This is a genomic window from Microcoleus sp. Pol12A5 (assembly GCF_036701435.1).
Classification (GTDB): domain Bacteria; phylum Cyanobacteriota; class Cyanobacteriia; order Cyanobacteriales; family Microcoleaceae; genus Microcoleus.
This window is the reverse complement of sequence record NZ_JAUBQU010000014.1, coordinates 25550-42981: the sequence shown is the minus strand read 5'-3', so window position 1 is coordinate 42981 and position 17432 is coordinate 25550. Positions and strand designations below refer to the sequence as shown.

The window sequence follows — 17432 nt, the reverse complement described above, 5'->3', positions numbered from 1 at the left end:
CCCTCAACATCCCTTCCTTAAATCCGTTAAATCTCATATGTTGCACCATTCTCCATTACGCCTTTTATGAACAGGCAAGATGCCTGTTGCTGACAATGGTGCACGATATCGGTTAAATCCCATTGTTTGCTCGTTGCCGAACTTCCTTCTTCAACAAGCTAGCTTAGCCTCAAAAGCCAAAGAATTAACAGGAAACTCCCCCAAAAATTCCTCTAAAATAGGAGAGGTGAAGTTACAAGGTTGAGGCTTGCCCAAATGATAACCTTGAGCGTAATCTACCCCAAGTTCATTGAGTTTATCCATAATTGTTTGATTTTCAACATACTCGGCAATAGTTTTAATTCCCATAACGTGAGCGATTTTGGTAATAGCTTCCACCATTGCGACATCAATAGGATTATCGACAATATGCTTAATAAAATTGCCGTCTATTTTGAGATAATCAACTGGCAAGCTTTTCAGGTAAGCAAAGGAAGACATCCCGCTGCCGAAGTCGTCCAAGGCAAACTGGCAGCCTAGTTCCTTAAGTTGCCAAATCAAGCTGGCGGCCTTACTGAGATTACCAATGGCAACGGTTTCGGTAATTTCAAAACAAATTATTTGTGGCGGTATTTGATGGATAGAAAACTGTTCTTGAATAAACTCGATAAACTTTTCTTCGTTGAGGCTGTCCCCAGAAAGGTTGATTGAATAAAGGTTGGGATATTTGCCAAATGACGATTGCAGATCAGAAAGAGAGCAAGCAGGGAAGGTAACTATTTTATCGCTGCCTACCCCGGGGTTTTGGACTAACAAATTTGCCGTGAAAATTTTAGATAAATTGCTAAATAAAGTGCGAATTACCCAGCGGTCGATCGCGTGCATCAAGTTGTAGCGTTCGGCCGCCGGAATAAACGCCATCGGCGACACCAACTCACCAGTTTCCAACTGGAGGCGCAGGAGGATTTCGCAGTGGGTTCCGGTGGTTGGAGAGTTGAGCAAAGGTACGATCGGCTGAGAGTACAAGCAAAACCGATTCTCTTCTAAAGCTTGATGAATTTGCACCACCCACTCGGTTTCGCCATGCTGTTTGATTAATTCTTGATCGCCGGCTTGATAAACCTGTACCCGGTTGCGACCTTTATTTTTAGCAGCGTAGCAGGCCATATCGACCGCGCTCAAAATCGCAGATGTCGAGGCTGTTTTGGGATTGATTGCTACCAAACCGATACTGACGCCGATCGAAAAAGTTTTGTCCTGCCACGCAAAGCGGAATGTCTGAATGCTTCGCAGCAGCGTTTCAGCAACGTTTAATCCTCGTTCGACGGGACAGTGGTACAGGAGTACGGCAAATTCATCGCCACCCAGACGTGCCAAAATATCTGTTTTGCGGATATTGCTTTTAAATAGCTGGCTGACTTGGCGCAGCAGTTCGTCCCCAGCAGCATGACCGCAGGTGTCGTTAACTATTTTGAAGCGATCGAGATCCAGGTAAAGCATCACGTGTTCTTGCCCGTAACCTTGAGCGCCGTGTAGGGCGTGCTCTAGCTGGTACTCAAATTCCCGGCGGTTGACTAATTGCGTCAGGGGGTCATGAGTTGCCTGCCAGGTGAGTTGCCGCGCTTGAGTTCGCACTTGCGTGACATCTCGAAACACAACGACGGCCCCGACAATTTCGCCGCTGCTAGCGTGGATGGGGGCGACGCAGTGGTCGATCGCAAATTCGGTGTTGTTGCGGTCAATCAGCAAGCTGTTGTGTCCTTGGTCAACAATCCGACCTTCGCACAAAGCGATTTCGGCGATATTTTCGGTCGGCCGCCTGGTAGTTTCGTCAACTATTCTCAGCACGCTGGCGAGGGGCAAACCCTTAGCTTCCGAGGTAGACCAACCCGTGAGTTGTTCGGCAACTGGATTAAGTGTGGAAATGCAGCCGTCGGCGTCAGTAGTGATTACGCCATCGCCGATCGATTGTAGTGTTACCTGAGCGAGTTCTTTTTCTTCAAAAAATGCTTGTTCCATGCGCTTGCGATCGGTAATATCTCGCTGCACCGACACCCAGTGGGTAACGTTCCCGGAGGTGTCGGCAATGGGTACGCTGTTGAGTTCCACCCAATATGTTGAACCGTCTTTGCGGTAGTTAATCAATTCTAGGCGTAGGGGTTCTTGGCGAGAGAAAGTACGGCGAATTTTATCGACTTGGGTGGGGTCGCTTTCTGGGCCGCGCAAGCAACTGGGGGTTTGTCCGATGATTTCTTCGGGTAGGTAGCCCGTCATTTGGGTAAAAGCTTCGTTGGCATAGATGATGGTGGGGTCGGAGATATCGCTGTCTCCTGCATCCATAATCACGATTGCGTCGTTAGCGTTCACTACAGCAGATTCTAAAAGGTGGAGTCTGGCCTCGGCCCTAACGCGGGTAGCAATTTCGCTTTCTAGTCTGGCGTTAGTCAAGCTGAGGGATGCGATCGCTTTTTCCAATTCCCTAGTTCTTTCTGTCACTGAATCGTGCAGAACATCGATCGCCCCGGACATTTCCATCGGGTCAAGTACGCGCAGTATGTTGGTTTGAGTAACTATTCCCAGGAGTTCTCCCTGTTCTCCCGTTACTACCAACCTGCGGACTAAACGCTCGTGCATTTCCTGATGAGCTACCCACAGCGAGTCTTCTTGCTTGAGGCTAAATAAGGGGGTACTCATCACAGTTTGGGCGATCGTTTTCGACAAATCTATATCTAAAGCTTGAAATTCTACAATATCCCGTTCTGTGACTATACCTACTGGAATGGGGAACGGTAAATTAATCGATAATTCTGTTGATTCGGTAATTACTACGCAGCTAACGCGGTGCTGCGCCATCAACTCGGCTAAACTCCTAACTGACGCGGAGCGAGGTGCTTGAATGACTTGTGCGGTCATTACTTCTTTCACCCGGCGCATTTTTAAGATATTTGCCGGTTTCAGCATGGCTTGGCGAATGCTTTCCGGGGTAATTACTCCTAAGAGTTGACCTTCACTATCCAATATTGGTAAATGCTTAGTTCTTCGTTGCCCCAGCAGAATTAGGGCGCTGAAAATATCTTGAGTCTCGGATTTTGTCAGAGTTGCTGCAGGCTGCTTCATCACTTCTGCGATGGTGACACCTTTTAAGTTTTTGCCCGAGGCAATCAAATCGACAAGATCCCTTTCGGTGAAAATTCCTTGCAATTGAGAATGTGAACCAGAGTGCGAGGATAATTTTTCTAGGGATTTTTCCACGACAAAGACGCAGATACCTGTCGCGTCTCTGAATGCACTTGAGGTGGGGGAATTTGCGATGTCTGTTAGTGGCTGATAGATATCGGTTGGTGGAATGGCTGCGTTTAGAGAGCAACTTCCGCGCCGTTGGCCCATCAGGGTAATTACTTCTGCTAGTGGGGTATCGGGGGCAACGGTCAAGGGGTAGCGGTCTATTACTTGAGCTAACGTTGGCAGATACTTGGAGGAATCGTTTTTGAGCATATTTAATTGAGTTTTGCGATCGCGTGGAATTTGCGACATTCCAAAAAAGTGCTGCTTTCCAAGCACTAGGTGGATTTTTACGGGGCTGCTGAGACCTAATTAAAATTTATTGTTAAAAATGCAGCCGAGCTTGGGCTGGGGATCAAGCCAGTCACTGCTTTTCCTCTACCTATAAAGTTATAAGCTTATCTTTATTTTAAATTAATTTTTCAGTCTCGTGACACTTTTATTAAAAACACAGTATTTTATGTGAACTTTTTGCGATAGGATTATCCCTAAAATCCTCCCTCGTATTGAGAATTATCTCCATCTTCAGAAAGACGCATCGGTTGGCTATATTAACTAACCTAGAAGAGGTTACTACAAAAGTGCACTGTATGAAGTTCGGCAGTGTTAAGTTTTGCGAAATTATGTTTTGCTAGCTGGTCGAAACCATCTAGGTGTTGTTGAGAGCAATCGGTATCACAGCCCATCTGTGAATTAGATCGCAACTTGCGAAAACAACCGTGGTAAGATTGTAGATATCAACACAAGAAGTTAAATACAGAGTCTGGTGAGGAAAAAAGGATTATGAAACGCAATCTATTAGCCGCTACTTTTTTAATTACTCCCCTACTGTTGGCTGGGCCGGCTCGCGCTGAAAATCCCGTTCACGTCAAACAGTTACTGTCAACTGGGCAATGTTTTAAGTGCGACTTATCAGGAGCAGATTTAACGGGAGCCCATTTAATTGGTGCTGATTTGAGAGAAGCAAATTTACGAGGAGCAAACCTATATAAGGCCAACCTCGAAGGTGCTGACCTAACGGGTGCTAACTTGACGGGTGCTAACTTAACCGCAGTTTTCCTGACTAATGCCAGTTTAAATGACGCAGACCTCGATCGGGCGAATCTGACTGCAGCCATCATTAACACCGCTGACGTATCCGGCGCATCAATGGAAGATATGACCATAACTGATGCCAAAATCTACAATACCCAAATCGGCGTCGGCGGTAGCTACGACCAGTGAACTCAGTAAAAGAATGAAAACTGCCAATTTTCAGTTTAAAACCCGGTTTTTCCCCAAAAACCGGGTTTTTAGTTTTTGTGTAGGGTGGCCAGGAACCTCGCATTTTCTCTCGTCTTTCAAACGAACCGTCTGACGCACCCTACTAAGAAGTAGGACACAATTAATTACACAAAACTATCGGCTACAAGTTTTGTTTAGTAAAAAATTAGCCAAAAATCAGTGGGTAATTAATTCTGTCTAATCATTTACTAGCCCTAAAAACCCAAATCAACCGCAATGCGGTGCGCGCAAGCAAACCCAGAAAACGCCACCGCATTTAAACCCTGTCCGGGAAACGTACTGTCACCCACACAATACAAACCAGGCATAGAAGTTCGATTAAACGGCATTCCCAGCAAACCCATTAACTTTTGTCGCGGAATCGGCCCGTAAGTTCCGTCTTCGCGCCCCAAAAAGCGCCGGTGAGAACGCGCTGTCCCCACTTCCATATAATCCAAACCGGCATCTAAACCGGGGAAAATCTTTTCTAATCTTTCAATAATTCTCCCTGCAGCCTCTTCTTTTTTATCCTCATATTCCTGCTGCGAAAGTCCTTCCCACTGTTCTATCCAACTCGAAGTAAAAGCGTGAACTATGTGATATCCTGCAGGAGCTAAATCTGCGTCAAGCACGGTTGGAATTGACACCAAAACAGTTCCCTCTGGCGCTTCCATTTTATCCCACTCTTCTAACAAAATGTGGTGGCAGGCGCTACCAGCAGGGATTACGCTTGCTTCTACTCCCAAATGCAAACTCAAGAAACTGGGGGCTTTTTGATAGCGCTGCTGCCATTTCTTCTCGCTAGCGGGCATCTCTTCGGCAGACAGCAATTTCTCAAAAGTATCCCAGCGCGTGGCGTTAGAAACAATCCGCTTTGCCCGGTAAACTTCGCCGGTGGCTAACTCGACTCCGACAGCGCGGCCGTTTTCTGTAATAATTTTTTTTGCTTTAGCTTTGTATTGAATTTTCCCGCCGCATTTTTCTAATCCTTCTACTAATTTTTGGGCGATTTGACCGACTCCGCCTTTGGGATAGTTGATGCCACCGTAATGTCTGTCGGAAAATACCATTCCGGCGTTAATCATTGGCGTCAAGTCTGCAGGTACTACAGACCAGTAGTAGCATTCCATGTCGATAAATTTCAGCAAAGTAGGATCTTTTATGTAGCGCCGCGCAATGTCGCCAGTATTTTGAGGCAGATATTTTACTAATCCCAAACAGGCTAAAGGATTCTGAAAAAAGACTCGGACGAGATATCCGGGTTCTTCTAGAGATAGCAATTCCATCCCGTTGAGGCAGTTGAAGACGTTCCAGCATTCACCGTAAAATTTGTGGATTCCTTCGCGTTCGTGAGGGAACCTGTCTGTTAATTCTTGCAAGTATTTATCATAAGCCTGGGGAACTTCAAGTTCTAAGCCGCTGGGTAAGTGATAGTGAAGCTGTACGGGGTCGGGAATCGTTTCTAGGGTGACGTTGACTGCTTTCAGGGCGCGGGTGAGGAGGTTGGTGGTGCCGCGCTGTCCGAACCCAAAAATCATGGAGGCCCCGACATCAAATCTGTAGCCTTCTCTATCGAAATATCCAGCGCTACCCCCCGGAATTGTATAGCTTTCGAGCACTAAAACTTTGGCTTTCTTAGCGGCTAGCTGGGTGGCGGTCACGAGTCCGCCAATGCCGGAACCGATGACAATTACATCAAAGTCTTGCTGTGTAGGGCGGGAGTTGGGAGAAAATAACTGGGATTGGGTAGGAGCTGACATTCGGTTAAAAATCTTAATATTTCTATGATTTTACAGTCGATCGCTCCCGAAGCAAGAAGTTCGGCAACGGATTATGTAGCGGATGTAAGGGATGCCAGGGAGACCGAAGTTCGGCAATGCCCCATGCCCAATATCCAATGCCTGATGCCCGATGCCCCTGCTTTCCAAAAAAAAATGCGGGAACAGTCTACCATTGCCGACTGCCCCCGTCTGCCGATCCTTTGAGAGGAGAACACTAAAAATCACTATAAGCTTATTGCTAATTTATGTCAATACTATTAGAAAAATATTTCAATAAGCTGATGGAGGTCGATCGGCGAATGGGTTCTAACTCAATCTCTGGCTTGTATGCGCCCTCAAGGATGTGATAAGTTGCACAGAGCGATCGCTGGCTCGATCGTTGGCGAAGCGCTCGAAGAAGATTGATCGCACCGCATAAAATCCCTCAAACCTAGCAATCTCCCCAATTTCCTAATGTCCCTGCAACTGCGCGTTTACGTTCCTCCACATCCGTTAATTAAACACTGGCTGGCTGTTGCCCGCGACGCCGCCACCCCATCGGTACTTTTTCGTTCTGCGATGACAGAATTGGGAAGGTGGCTGGCTTACGAGGCGATTAGAGAATGGCTCCCGACAGTGGAAACCACAGTGCAGACACCTTTGGCAGAATGTCCGGCGGCTTTTATCAACCCGGAAGCTCCGTTAGTTGTGGTACCGATTTTGCGGGCGGGTTTGGCACTGCTCGAAGGAATTCAGACGGTTGTACCGCTGGCTTCGGTTTACCACCTCGGCATGGCAAGAAATGAGGAGACGCTGCAACCGACTTGTTATTTGAATAAATTGCCGGCGCAGTTTAACCCGGCAACGCGGGTGATAATTAGCGAGCCGATGCTAGCGACTGGCGGGACGATTATAGCGACAATGCAGGAATTGACGAAGCGGGGAATTGACCCAAGCTTGATTCGGATTATCTCTGTGGTGGCTGCTCCTCCGGCTTTGAAGAGGCTGAGTGCAGAGTACCCGAGTTTGATGATTTACACGGCAACGATCGACGAAATAGTCAATGAACAGGGCTTTATTGTACCTGGTTTGGGAGATGCGGGCGATCGAACTTACGGCACATAAACCAGTCAGTCAGTCAATTTTAGATTTTAGCTTTTAGATTTTAGATTGACTCGACACATAAGTCTGGGGGCTTGTAGGCGTCAGCCAATTTTAGATTTTAGATTGACTCGACAGATCGGTCTGGGGGCTTGTATCCCTTTTTGGGGGCGGTGAGTTGTTCCAGGAATCAGTTGCTGAAATCTGCGCCAAAAAAGATGACCCTGGTTTGGTAAAAGCAGGCACAGAGAAAGTTAGAATCAAAAGTACAAGTCAAAAATAAATAGCTTTTAGCACTCATTGCCTGTGAAACTTGATTCTGTTCCGCCAAGCTTGTCTGCTTCTGACTCAGTAAACCTCAATTATGATTTGCCACAACAGGTACAACTACAAATAAAAGAGGTTACTGAGATTTGTGCTGCTTTAACCCCGGAGCCCGCTGAACTCTCAGTGACTCTAAATCCCGATATTTGTCAGGAACAAAAGAAACTGAAGCCGAAGCACTGGGCAATTTTTGCTTCGACTTTTGCAACTATTTTTTTAGCTGAAATTGGAGACAAAACTCAGCTCGCAATTTTGCTGATGACGGCTGAATCTCGAAATCCTTGGATCGTTTTTGCGGGTGCGGGTTCGGCTTTGATAGCAACCAGTTTGCTGGGGGTGTTGCTGGGAAGGTGGCTGGCTAGTCGGATTGCTCCGAGAACTTTGGAGAGAGCAGCCGGAGTGATTTTACTGGCGATTTCGGCGGTTCTGCTGTGGGAAGTGCTGGGTTAATTGTTTGCCTGTCGGTAAGTCGTAGATTTCTACAATAGCTAACTAAGAACAAAAAAAACATGGACTGGCAACTTTTGGGAATCAGTTTTATTACAGTGTTTTTGTCAGAATTGGGAGACAAAAGTCAATTAGCTGCGATCGCCCTGGGCAGCAGTTGTAACTCGCCGCGGGCTGTATTTTTCGGTACGGCGTCGGCGCTGCTGCTGGCGAGTTTAATCGGCGTGGCGATCGGCTTCAGCACGGCAGAGGTGTTGCCGGAACGACTGGTAAAGGGACTCGCGGCGATCGGATTTGCGGTAATGGGTTTGCGCCTGCTGTGGCCAAAAGCAGATTTACCGGAAGCATCCGAGTAGGGCGTGCGGTCAGTCGATTTTAGATTTTAGATTTACTCCACAGATGAATCTGGGAGTTTGAACAAGAGTCTAAAATTTTGCTTTCTCCACACAGGAGTCGTTCGCAACTATCCGTTTTGGAGCGGTCAAAAAACTCGCAAATATAGTTATCTCAAATTTGTTAGCATCGGAATTATTGCTATCTCTCTTCTATATCTCTGCGTGAATCTGCGTCAATCCCTTGTCATCTGCAGTTAATACATTCTATTTTTTTAACCGCAGATGAGGGCAGATAAACACAGATTAACGCCGATGAGTATTAAATCCGTAAGAGAGCTAATGCCTGCAATTCCAGCATAGTTTACGAGCACGTCAAAATTTCAAAAATTAGCAGCGGGCGTGAATTCATGCCCGCTGCTAAAGGTTGAGTTTTTCTCAACTCAAGCTCTGAGTATTGTGTCAATTACGCTTGGTTTTGGTAGCACCAGCCGATTAGGGTACCGGCGACAGCCAACTTTAGCGCTTCCAATGCAAAATAGCCTTGGTGCAGTAGATTCATCCCGGCGGGAACTTCTGCTGCAGAATCGAACAGATTTAGCTGCATTCCCAAGGCGCTCATTTGGGGTGTTAGGGCGTAGGTGTCAATCAGGGCGATCGCTAGAAGTACCAATGATAATAAAATTGCTGTGCGGCTGCGCTTGCCGAAGTCACTGACTAAATTGCTCAAAACCATCAAACCCGTTGCCACCAGGCCTGAACAGATTAACTCAACGCGGTTGAATCCCCAGAACATTAAATTTCCGGCTGTTGCAAACTCGGGAGATGTCATCATGCCAGATACGTAGAGACTGGGCATAATTACTAAATCCAAAATCAGGCTACCGCTGAGCCAGAAAATTAGGGCCACCATGACAATTGCTTGCCATCGCGGTTTGATTGATTCCACTCTTGATGTTGTAATAGCTGTCATATAATTAGACCCTCTAAAATTTTTTTCTGCCTTTTCTAGAGTTTAACTAACTTTTTTCTAAAATTCTGTTAAGTATTTTTAAATTAATGGTAACTTTTGTGTAACATACCCTGAAGAATTGTTAAGCTCACTTATGTTTGTCATCACATCGGTTAACTAATACTAATTCGGAAAAAGTACGGAATAAATTAATAATTACTCACAAAACTTATGCACTGCGACCAAAGACACCTGTTTTTGACTCTGATTAAACACGGTAACGTATTTTTTATAAAAAACCACGTTTCTGCGTCCAGAAATAACTGCTAATTTAACTGTATATGCCTAAATTTCAATTATCCTCTTGGTTGCCCCGTCTCCCCCCTCAAGTCTGGATTCTTGCCGCCGGCAGATTCCTCTCCCAAAGCGGCACCGGTTTTACTTTATTTTACGCGCCGATATTTTTTGTCGATGGCGTCGGTTTATCTGCTACTGCTGTTGGGATTGGTTTGGGTAGCGGTTCAGTTTCGGGAATATTCGGCAGAATTTTGGGCGGTTCTTTTTGTGATTCTAAATTTTGGGGAAGGCGGCGAACTTTACTGCTGGCGGCAGTTATTTCGGCGGCGGCTTCTTTTGTACTGGCGGCGACTAATGATTTCGTTGGCTTAATTGCGGGCAATTTACTGATGGGTTTGGGTGTGGGTTTGTATTGGCCTCCAACCGAGACGATGGTGGCGGATTTAACGGAGGGCGAACAGCGACAGGAAGCTTTTGCTTTGACGCGGCTTGCTGATAATTTGGGTTTGCAAGTTGGGATTATTTTGGGCGGTTTGTTGATTGAGGTAACGGGGAATTATCGATCGCTCTTTATTATTGATGGTATCTCGTTTTTAGTGCTGTTTGCGGTGGTGGCGATCGCGATCGCCGAAACCTACAAACCAGCTAATCCAGCGGATAGAGGCAAAAAAAATCGGGAAAATGGTTGGATGGTGGCGCTGAGCGATCGAAGTCTTCTAGTTTATGCTTTAGTAAATACTCTGTTCACGTTATATATTTCCCAAATCCAAACCACAATGCCGCTGTACTTTAGCAAGTTTGTCGCGGTGGGGACATCGGGAAAAGGCTTTTCAACAGGTACAATTACCGTTTTATTTGCTTTTAGCACGTTTTTAACTGTGGCTTTGCAACTGCCCGTTGTTAAAGCTTTGAGGCCGTTTTCTTGTGCGAAAGCTTTGATGATTTCGGCGCTGCTGTGGGGAATGGGATTTATCGCGATCGGCTTGACGGGAATGGCTGCAACAGGCAATCTATTTTTAGCTGTTTTAGGATTGAGCTTTTTGTCGGTTGCGACTGTTGCTTATACGCCTTTTGCCTCTGCTTTGGTCGTGGATTTAGCGCCGGATTCTTTACGCGGCGTGTATTTAGCGGTTAATTCTCAGTGTTGGGCGATCGGCTATTTAATCGGGCCGCCGCTAGGCGGTTTGGCTTTGGATAGAGGTAAATGGGCGGCGGATAATTTTTGGTTGGGTTTGGCTTTGAGTGTGATTGTGGCTCTGGTTATTTTGCAAAAGCTCGATCGAATGTTGAAAAAATAATTGCTAAAATACAACTTTTGTGATAATCTAATCCACCCGATAGATAAATAACTCGCAAAAAATGCCTAGCGGTCTTAAGCTCTTATAGTAGGCGGTTGTTTTACTTATTTTATTAGACCTATAAAAAATATTAACTCAAAACTTTGTGGTTGGCGATACCAAGTAGTTTTACAATTCCTAGAAAGCTAATAGCAATTTTACAATCAAATTTGTGAGGAGTTCTAGTGAAAGCACATCTACTATTTAGTGCTGGCGCAGTAGGTTTACTGTATATACTTGCCAGTTCTTTACCATCGGCAGCCATGCCTCCCGCCGAAAAAAAGACATTAGGTACTGAAGAGTTAAAAGAGTCAGAGGCTAAAATTAGCCTCAATACAACTGTTGAAAATCAGGTCAAAGCCCCTGAAACATCCGAGTTAAAATTAGTTGAGGGGCTGCAAGTTTACAACACCGTCTCAACAACCAATCAACTTGCCAATCTCCCCCAAGAAACTGCCCACCTGAATCTGCCCGAAACAGCAGCATTAACCGCAGAAAATCCCGGGGAAAACTCATTAAACTTAGCCGAAAAACCAGCAAACCCAGCCCCAGCAGAAGGCACAGGACAAGTATCTGTTGCCCCTTCCCAAAACTCCCAGACACCAGCAGAAGCCACAGAAAAAACATCTGTTATTCCCACCCCTAACCCTGCGCCAGTAATTGCCCAAACAGAAAGTTCTACTTCCGAAAAGTTAGCTGAAATCGAAAACAGCACTTCCTTAGAACCCGCGGCAACCAACAGGGAAACTTCTGAATCCAGCGAACTCCAGCAAGTAACATCTGTATCTCAACTCTCCGACGTGCGCCCCACAGACTGGGCATTTCAAGCCCTGCAATCTTTAGTCGAAAGATACGGCTGCATAGCGGGATATCCTGACGGCACATTCCGAGGCAATCGGGCAATGACTCGCTACGAATTTGCCGCCGGTTTAAACGCTTGCTTGGATAAGGTTAGCGAGCTAATTAGAGGAGGTACAGGTAACTTAGCGACAAAAGAAGATTTAGCCACATTGCAAAGATTGCAAGAAGAATTTGCAGCAGAATTAGCCACTTTGCGGGGTCGAGTCGATGCTTTAGAATCCCGTACCGCCGAACTAGAAGCCAATCAATTTTCGACAACCACTAAACTCAGCGGCGAAGCAATTTTTAGCGTTGCCGACACTACCAAAAACAATAGCAGGGAGACTGAAACAGTCTTAAACTACCGATTGCGCTTGAATCTGCTGACCAGTTTTACAGGTAAAGATACGCTGATAACTGGCTTGCAAGCTTACAACATTCGCAGCTTCGGACCTAATTTAGGTTTGTCAACAGGGGCATTTAGCGGTTTGTCTGATAGTGAAGCAAAACTGAGTTTTGAACCGCAATTTCCCGGAATTAATCCTCAGACTCTATCTAGCATTGACGCCAATGCTGTTGAACTTTACAAGCTGCTTTACGTCTTTCCAGTTTCTAACAGCATCACTTTATTTGCCGGCCCGAAAGCCGAAACTTCCGACGCTTTTCAAGCAATTACTCCATTTGCTGGAGAAGGGCAAGAAGCCGTCTCTAGATTTGCAGGCTACAACCCTGTTGTCCGCGTATCCGGTGGCACTTCTGGCAGCGGTTTGGCATCGGCAGGCGGGTTTATTTGGAACATTTCCAAAAAGCTCAATTTGACAGCTTTGTACGGCAGTGTAAATGCAGCTTTGCCTACTGATTTAGGCTTTCCAGCGACTCCGTTAGGGGCGGGTTTATTTGATGGCAGTACTGTTGCTGCAGCGCAGTTAACTATTAAACCTACCAGCAGTATCGACATAGGTTTAAATTACGCTTACAGTCGCCACCAATTGAATATTCTTGCTACAGGATTAGGTGATGCCGATTTGGGTTCTATTTTGGGAGCAGATAGAGAACCTGTTAGCGGTGGCGTGAGGCTGAATTCGTTTGGCGGTACTGCAACTTGGCGGCTTTCTCCGAAATTAGCTGTTTCTACCTATGGAGGTTGGATAATTGCTGACGCTGAAAGAAGCAATGCTTCTACAACTTTCAACAGTTGGATGGTAGGTTTGCATTTCCGAGATTTGTTCGCACAGGGCAATAATGCAGGTATTCTGTTTGGACAGCCACTGGATCGCGATTCCGTAAGTGGCGGTGCTCGCTTTCAGCAAAACAAAGCAACTCCTTACCATTTAGAAGCTTATTACCGCTTCAAAGTCAACGATAATATCAGCATTACACCCGGAGCTTTTGTGCTGTTCAATCCTGAAGGAACTAAGGATAATGACACAGTAGGAGTGGGTGTCCTCCGCACAACTTTTACTTTCTAAAGGGAGTCGCGACACTATTATCCGTTTGTAGTAAGGACTTCAGTCCTCGATCTGTTTGTAGTAAGGACTTCAGTCCTTTATGATAAAGTTAGGCAACTTAAGGACTAAAGTCTTTACTACAAAGGATTATTTTCGTCGATCGCCTAATTTGCGGTAAACTTCTCTCAAATCAACTTCATGGTGAGCCAAAGCAACCAAAGCATGATAAAATAAATCCGCAACTTCCCCAGCAATCCCCTCTTTGTCGTCATCTTTACAAGCCATTACAACTTCCGCCGATTCTTCGCCAATTTTCTTGAGAATCTTGTTGTCGCCACCCTCGAACAACTTGCAAGTATAAGAACTTTCGTTAGGATTGTCGCGGCGATCGCAAATTACGGCAAATAATTGAGATAACATATCCCCTGGCGGCGGTGAAATTTCCCCATCAACTTGGTGGAAACAACTTCTTTCTCCTGTGTGACAAGCAATATCTCCGACTTGTTCGACAGTGACTAGCAAAGTATCACTATCGCAGTCGTAACGCAGCGCTTTGACATTTTGAACGTGTCCCGAAGTCGCGCCTTTTGGCCATAATTCAGCGCGCGATCGACTCCAGAACCAAGTTTGCCCGGTAGAGAGCGTTTTTTGCAGCGACTCCCGGTTCATCCAGGCCATCATTAACACCGTACCGTCCAAATAATCTTGGACGATCGCAGGAACTAAACCGCGATCGTCGTAACGAATCTTTTCAATTGGGATCGATCGGCTCAAACTTGATAAATCAGAAGTAGACATAATTTTATTTCAACTTGGTAAGATAGATTAACGCTTTCCTGTCGGAGATTTTTTTTTAATTAACCGCAGAGAACGCAGAGGACGCAAAGGAAGAGAGAAGATTGAGCAAGGGAGGGGTAAATTGTCAAGAACTCTTTTACAAAAAATTACACTTTAGGGCGATCGATGTGGGTGCTACAAAGCCTGAAAAACCCAAGCTAGTATTGCTACTCATTGGTTTGTACCCTAAAATTTACTAGAATAGTTTCCTTGAATCGACCTAACCTTTATGTTGAACTGGTTATAAAATTATTCTACCAACAACAGACGTTCACTAAGGAGAAAACATTGGTTTCCACAACCTTGAAAACGACCAAATCAGAAGAAATTTTCGCAGCAGCCCAGAAGTTGATGCCAGGTGGCGTCAGTTCCCCCGTCCGCGCCTTCAAATCCGTAGGCGGACAGCCCATCGTCTTTGACAGGGTAAAAGGAGCCTACATTTGGGACGTTGACGAAAACCAATACATCGACTACGTAGGCACTTGGGGCCCAGCCATCTGCGGCCACGCACACCCGGAAGTCATCAAAGCCCTGCACGAATCTTTAGAAAAAGGTACGAGTTTCGGCGCACCGTCGCTGTTGGAAAACGTACTCGCCGAAATGGTCATCGATGCCGTTCCCAGCATTGAAATGGTGCGATTTGTCAACTCCGGCACCGAAGCCTGTATGGCCGTTTTGCGGCTGATGCGAGCTTTCACCGGACGCGATAAACTGATTAAATTTGAAGGCTGCTATCACGGGCACGCCGATATGTTCTTGGTAAAAGCCGGTTCCGGCGTCGCAACTCTCGGCCTTCCCGACTCACCGGGCGTCCCGAAATCCGCTACTGCTAATACCCTCAACGCTCCCTACAATGACTTAGAAGCAGTCAAAGCTTTATTTGCCGAAAATCCCGGCGAGATAGCAGGTGTAATTCTCGAACCAGTGGTGGGCAATGCCGGTTTTATTACCCCAGATGCAGGTTTTCTCGAAGGTTTGCGGGAAATTACTAAAGATAACGGTGCTTTGTTAGTTTTTGATGAAGTAATGACCGGTTTCCGCATCGCCTACGGCGGAGCTCAGGAAAGATTCGGTGTCACCCCGGATTTGACTACTTTGGGTAAAGTTATCGGTGGCGGTTTGCCGGTGGGAGCTTACGGGGGAAGGCGGGATATTATGGGGATGGTTGCTCCTGCTGGCCCAATGTATCAAGCGGGTACGCTTTCGGGAAATCCTTTGGCGATGACTGCTGGGATTAAGACTTTGGAATTGCTGCAAAAACCCGGCACTTACGAACAGTTGGATAAGATTACCAAAAAACTGTCTGATGGATTGCTAAAAATTGCTAAGGAAGCCGGACACGCGGTTTGGGGCGGGCAAATTAGCGGGATGTTTGGCTTGTTTTTTGCGGCTGGCCCGGTTCACAATTACGAGGATGCGAAGAAGTCGGATTTGACGAAGTTCAGCCGCTTTCACCGGGGAATGTTGGAGCACGGCATTTATCTGGCTCCTTCGCAGTTTGAGGCTGGATTTACTTCTTTGGCTCATACTGAGGAAGATGTCGATCGAACTTTGGCAGCAGCGCGCGAAGTGATGGCAAGTATTTAACGTGTGTAGTAAGGATGTTCGTTCTTAAAACTCAGGAATAAATAATTAAAGTCCTTGCTGTTTATTGACAGTAAGGACTTTAATTTTTAACTGCTTTATCAAATAAAGTCCTGAATTGTACTGACTATTCAGGACTAGCTCTCAATCAGGTTTACAGTTTTTTTACTAGAGCGGCACAGGGTAATTTCAGTTTAAAGGCGTGAGTAAATTACAAATTAGTAATTATAGAATCTCTCTACTTTGCGGTAGCAATCCCTAACTTAGCTCCCTTAATTCGGCGTAATCTATCCATAACTTCCACCACATTTCCGTGATTGACGCTTTTATCCGCATTCAACACAATTAAGGAACTCTGATTTGACCCCATCACCTGTCGCACCGTACTCTCAATCTGGTCTAAGTTGACTAACTTTTTATCAACCATTAATTTTCCTTGAGCATCAATAGTGACGGTAATTTTAGCAGGCGAGTCCTGAACTTGAGAGGTTGATGCTTTCGGTAAATTTACGGGCAGACCCTCGGATTTGGATAAAGACATAGAGGAAACAATTAGAAATGTCAATATGGCGAAGACCACATCAATCATTGGCACGATGTTAATTTGGGGAATATTATCAGGTTCATCGGGTAGGCGCATAATTAGATTCTCTTAGTAGTTGTTCGTAGCGGTGACGGTACAATAGCTCTAACTGGCCGGAGGCTTCCTGAATAAAAGCTATCTGCTGTAAGTAAAACCCGCGAAACATATTGGCAAATAAGAGTGTAAAGATTGCCACCACTAAACCTATTGCTGTAGAGACGAGGGCTTCACTAATCCCAGAAGTAACGCCTGCAGCATTGGTGCCCGTGGCATCCCCCAGTTTGAGCGAGGAAAAGGTGGTAATTAACCCCAAAACTGTTCCGAGCAACCCAAATAGTGGGGAAAGGCTGATAATGGTGTCAAATATTGTATTGAATCGCTTCAGGATAGGGATTTCTGCCTGAGCGCCACTCTCTAGGGCCAAACGAAATTCTTCGATGTTGGGCGAGTCTAATTCTAAAGCTTCTAAAAAAATCCGGGCTAGGGGCAAATCGCCGTTTACTTGTAACTTTTTGATGGCGGAATCGGGATGTTGACTGTAGACCTGTAGCACTTCTCGCACAACTCGCCGCTGCCGCCGATTTACCCTAAACCAAAAGGCAAGACGCTCTATGATCAGGGCGACTGCTGCGATAGACGAGGCAAATAGCGGCCAAGCAACAATGCCTGCGGCCTTAAAAATGTAAATGAGACTATCCATTGGTTTGTACTCTCGCTAGCTCTGTTGAAAGATCGCAAGCTGCCTAATGCTGCAATTAGCCCGATGATCTAAGGCTGGTAAAGTTTCTGCGTCAAGTCGGCACAAGTGATTTAGACGGAGAATTGTTTCACTCAAGCACGATCGCACTACCTGTATGTGACTATCTTCGTCTTTACCCAAAATTCTTCTACTGCGATCGCGACCGAGAACGCGACCGATTTTTCTGCCAGTCCTTTTTTGCTAAAGATTTGCGTTAGAACTTGACAAAAACCTTCAATAACTTAAAAGATTCTCAACTAGGTTTCCACAAAATTCAGCCTTTGTCAAGCCATCGTCCACTCTTTAAAATAAATATTTATTATTAAA

At 45.8% G+C, this 17432-nt stretch carries 13 protein-coding genes; 7 read left to right on the top strand and 6 right to left on the bottom strand.

Annotated features, from left to right (window positions below):
* Window positions 1-150: 150 nt before the first annotated feature.
* Window positions 151-3513, bottom strand: coding sequence for an EAL domain-containing protein (locus QUA45_RS06015; RefSeq protein WP_333097028.1), 3363 nt, complete (start codon window positions 3511-3513; stop codon window positions 151-153).
* Between the two features lie 531 nt (window positions 3514-4044).
* On the opposite strand from QUA45_RS06015, the gene QUA45_RS06010 reads away from it, so the two are divergent.
* Window positions 4045-4485, top strand: a complete 441-nt coding sequence (locus tag QUA45_RS06010) for a pentapeptide repeat-containing protein (RefSeq protein ID WP_333067914.1) — start codon at window positions 4045-4047, stop codon at window positions 4483-4485.
* 254 nt (window positions 4486-4739) lie between these two features.
* Here the strand turns inward: QUA45_RS06010 and crtH are convergent, their stop codons facing one another.
* Window positions 4740-6284: a carotenoid isomerase gene (gene crtH, locus QUA45_RS06005; RefSeq protein ID WP_333219938.1), complete on the bottom strand. Its 1545-nt coding sequence runs from the start codon at window positions 6282-6284 to the stop codon at window positions 4740-4742.
* Window positions 6285-6758: 474 nt separating this feature from the next.
* Here crtH and upp point away from each other — a divergent pair, with 474 nt between their 5' ends.
* The 3 genes from upp (at window position 6759) to QUA45_RS05990 (ending at window position 8512) form a co-directional block, all read left to right on the top strand.
* Complete coding sequence (upp, locus tag QUA45_RS06000) at window positions 6759-7409, top strand: uracil phosphoribosyltransferase (protein ID WP_333097023.1); 651 nt, start codon at window positions 6759-6761, stop codon at window positions 7407-7409.
* A 282-nt stretch (window positions 7410-7691) separates the two neighbouring features.
* Entirely contained in the window at window positions 7692-8159 is a 468-nt protein-coding gene (locus QUA45_RS05995; protein WP_333067921.1) for a TMEM165/GDT1 family protein, read from the top strand.
* A gap of 59 nt (window positions 8160-8218) precedes the next feature.
* Window positions 8219-8512: a TMEM165/GDT1 family protein gene (locus tag QUA45_RS05990; RefSeq protein ID WP_190658036.1), complete on the top strand. Its 294-nt coding sequence runs from the start codon at window positions 8219-8221 to the stop codon at window positions 8510-8512.
* Window positions 8513-8954: 442 nt separating this feature from the next.
* Here QUA45_RS05990 and QUA45_RS05985 read toward each other — a convergent pair whose 3' ends face one another.
* Window positions 8955-9461 (bottom strand): hypothetical protein, encoded by a 507-nt coding sequence (locus tag QUA45_RS05985; RefSeq protein WP_333074814.1) that lies wholly within the window; start codon window positions 9459-9461, stop codon window positions 8955-8957.
* Window positions 9462-9781: 320 nt separating this feature from the next.
* Here QUA45_RS05985 and QUA45_RS05980 point away from each other — a divergent pair, with 320 nt between their 5' ends.
* On the top strand, window positions 9782-11035 hold the full coding sequence (locus tag QUA45_RS05980; RefSeq protein WP_333097020.1) for an MFS transporter: 1254 nt from the start codon (window positions 9782-9784) through the stop codon (window positions 11033-11035).
* A 224-nt stretch (window positions 11036-11259) separates the two neighbouring features.
* Entirely contained in the window at window positions 11260-13383 is a 2124-nt protein-coding gene (locus QUA45_RS05975; protein ID WP_333219936.1) for an iron uptake porin, read from the top strand.
* 126 nt (window positions 13384-13509) lie between these two features.
* Here QUA45_RS05975 and hisIE read toward each other — a convergent pair whose 3' ends face one another.
* Window positions 13510-14160 (bottom strand): bifunctional phosphoribosyl-AMP cyclohydrolase/phosphoribosyl-ATP diphosphatase HisIE, encoded by a 651-nt coding sequence (hisIE, locus tag QUA45_RS05970; RefSeq protein WP_333219934.1) that lies wholly within the window; start codon window positions 14158-14160, stop codon window positions 13510-13512.
* 327 nt (window positions 14161-14487) lie between these two features.
* Here hisIE and hemL point away from each other — a divergent pair, with 327 nt between their 5' ends.
* Window positions 14488-15786: a glutamate-1-semialdehyde 2,1-aminomutase gene (hemL, locus tag QUA45_RS05965; protein WP_333097016.1), complete on the top strand. Its 1299-nt coding sequence runs from the start codon at window positions 14488-14490 to the stop codon at window positions 15784-15786.
* A 235-nt stretch (window positions 15787-16021) separates the two neighbouring features.
* Here the strand turns inward: hemL and QUA45_RS05960 are convergent, their stop codons facing one another.
* Window positions 16022-16423: a biopolymer transporter ExbD gene (locus QUA45_RS05960; RefSeq protein WP_333097014.1), complete on the bottom strand. Its 402-nt coding sequence runs from the start codon at window positions 16421-16423 to the stop codon at window positions 16022-16024.
* The gene (locus QUA45_RS05955) at window positions 16407-17066 is read right to left on the bottom strand and encodes a MotA/TolQ/ExbB proton channel family protein (protein WP_333097012.1); all 660 of its coding nucleotides are present in this window, start codon (window positions 17064-17066) and stop codon (window positions 16407-16409) included. The genes QUA45_RS05960 and QUA45_RS05955 overlap by 17 nt, the downstream gene beginning before the upstream one ends.
* Between the last annotated feature and the right edge of the window lie 366 nt (window positions 17067-17432).

Coding starts and splice junctions, on each gene's coding strand:
- QUA45_RS06015 (WP_333097028.1), bottom strand. CDS start 3,513: ATGTCGCAAATTCCACGCGATCGCAAAACTCAATTAAATATGCTCAAA.
- QUA45_RS06010 (WP_333067914.1), top strand. CDS start 4,045: ATGAAACGCAATCTATTAGCCGCTACTTTTTTAATTACTCCCCTACTG.
- crtH (WP_333219938.1), bottom strand. CDS start 6,284: ATGTCAGCTCCTACCCAATCCCAGTTATTTTCTCCCAACTCCCGCCCT.
- upp (WP_333097023.1), top strand. CDS start 6,759: ATGTCCCTGCAACTGCGCGTTTACGTTCCTCCACATCCGTTAATTAAA.
- QUA45_RS05990 (WP_190658036.1), top strand. CDS start 8,219: ATGGACTGGCAACTTTTGGGAATCAGTTTTATTACAGTGTTTTTGTCA.
- QUA45_RS05985 (WP_333074814.1), bottom strand. CDS start 9,461: ATGACAGCTATTACAACATCAAGAGTGGAATCAATCAAACCGCGATGG.
- QUA45_RS05980 (WP_333097020.1), top strand. CDS start 9,782: ATGCCTAAATTTCAATTATCCTCTTGGTTGCCCCGTCTCCCCCCTCAA.
- hisIE (WP_333219934.1), bottom strand. CDS start 14,160: ATGTCTACTTCTGATTTATCAAGTTTGAGCCGATCGATCCCAATTGAA.
- QUA45_RS05960 (WP_333097014.1), bottom strand. CDS start 16,423: ATGCGCCTACCCGATGAACCTGATAATATTCCCCAAATTAACATCGTG.
- QUA45_RS05955 (WP_333097012.1), bottom strand. CDS start 17,066: ATGGATAGTCTCATTTACATTTTTAAGGCCGCAGGCATTGTTGCTTGG.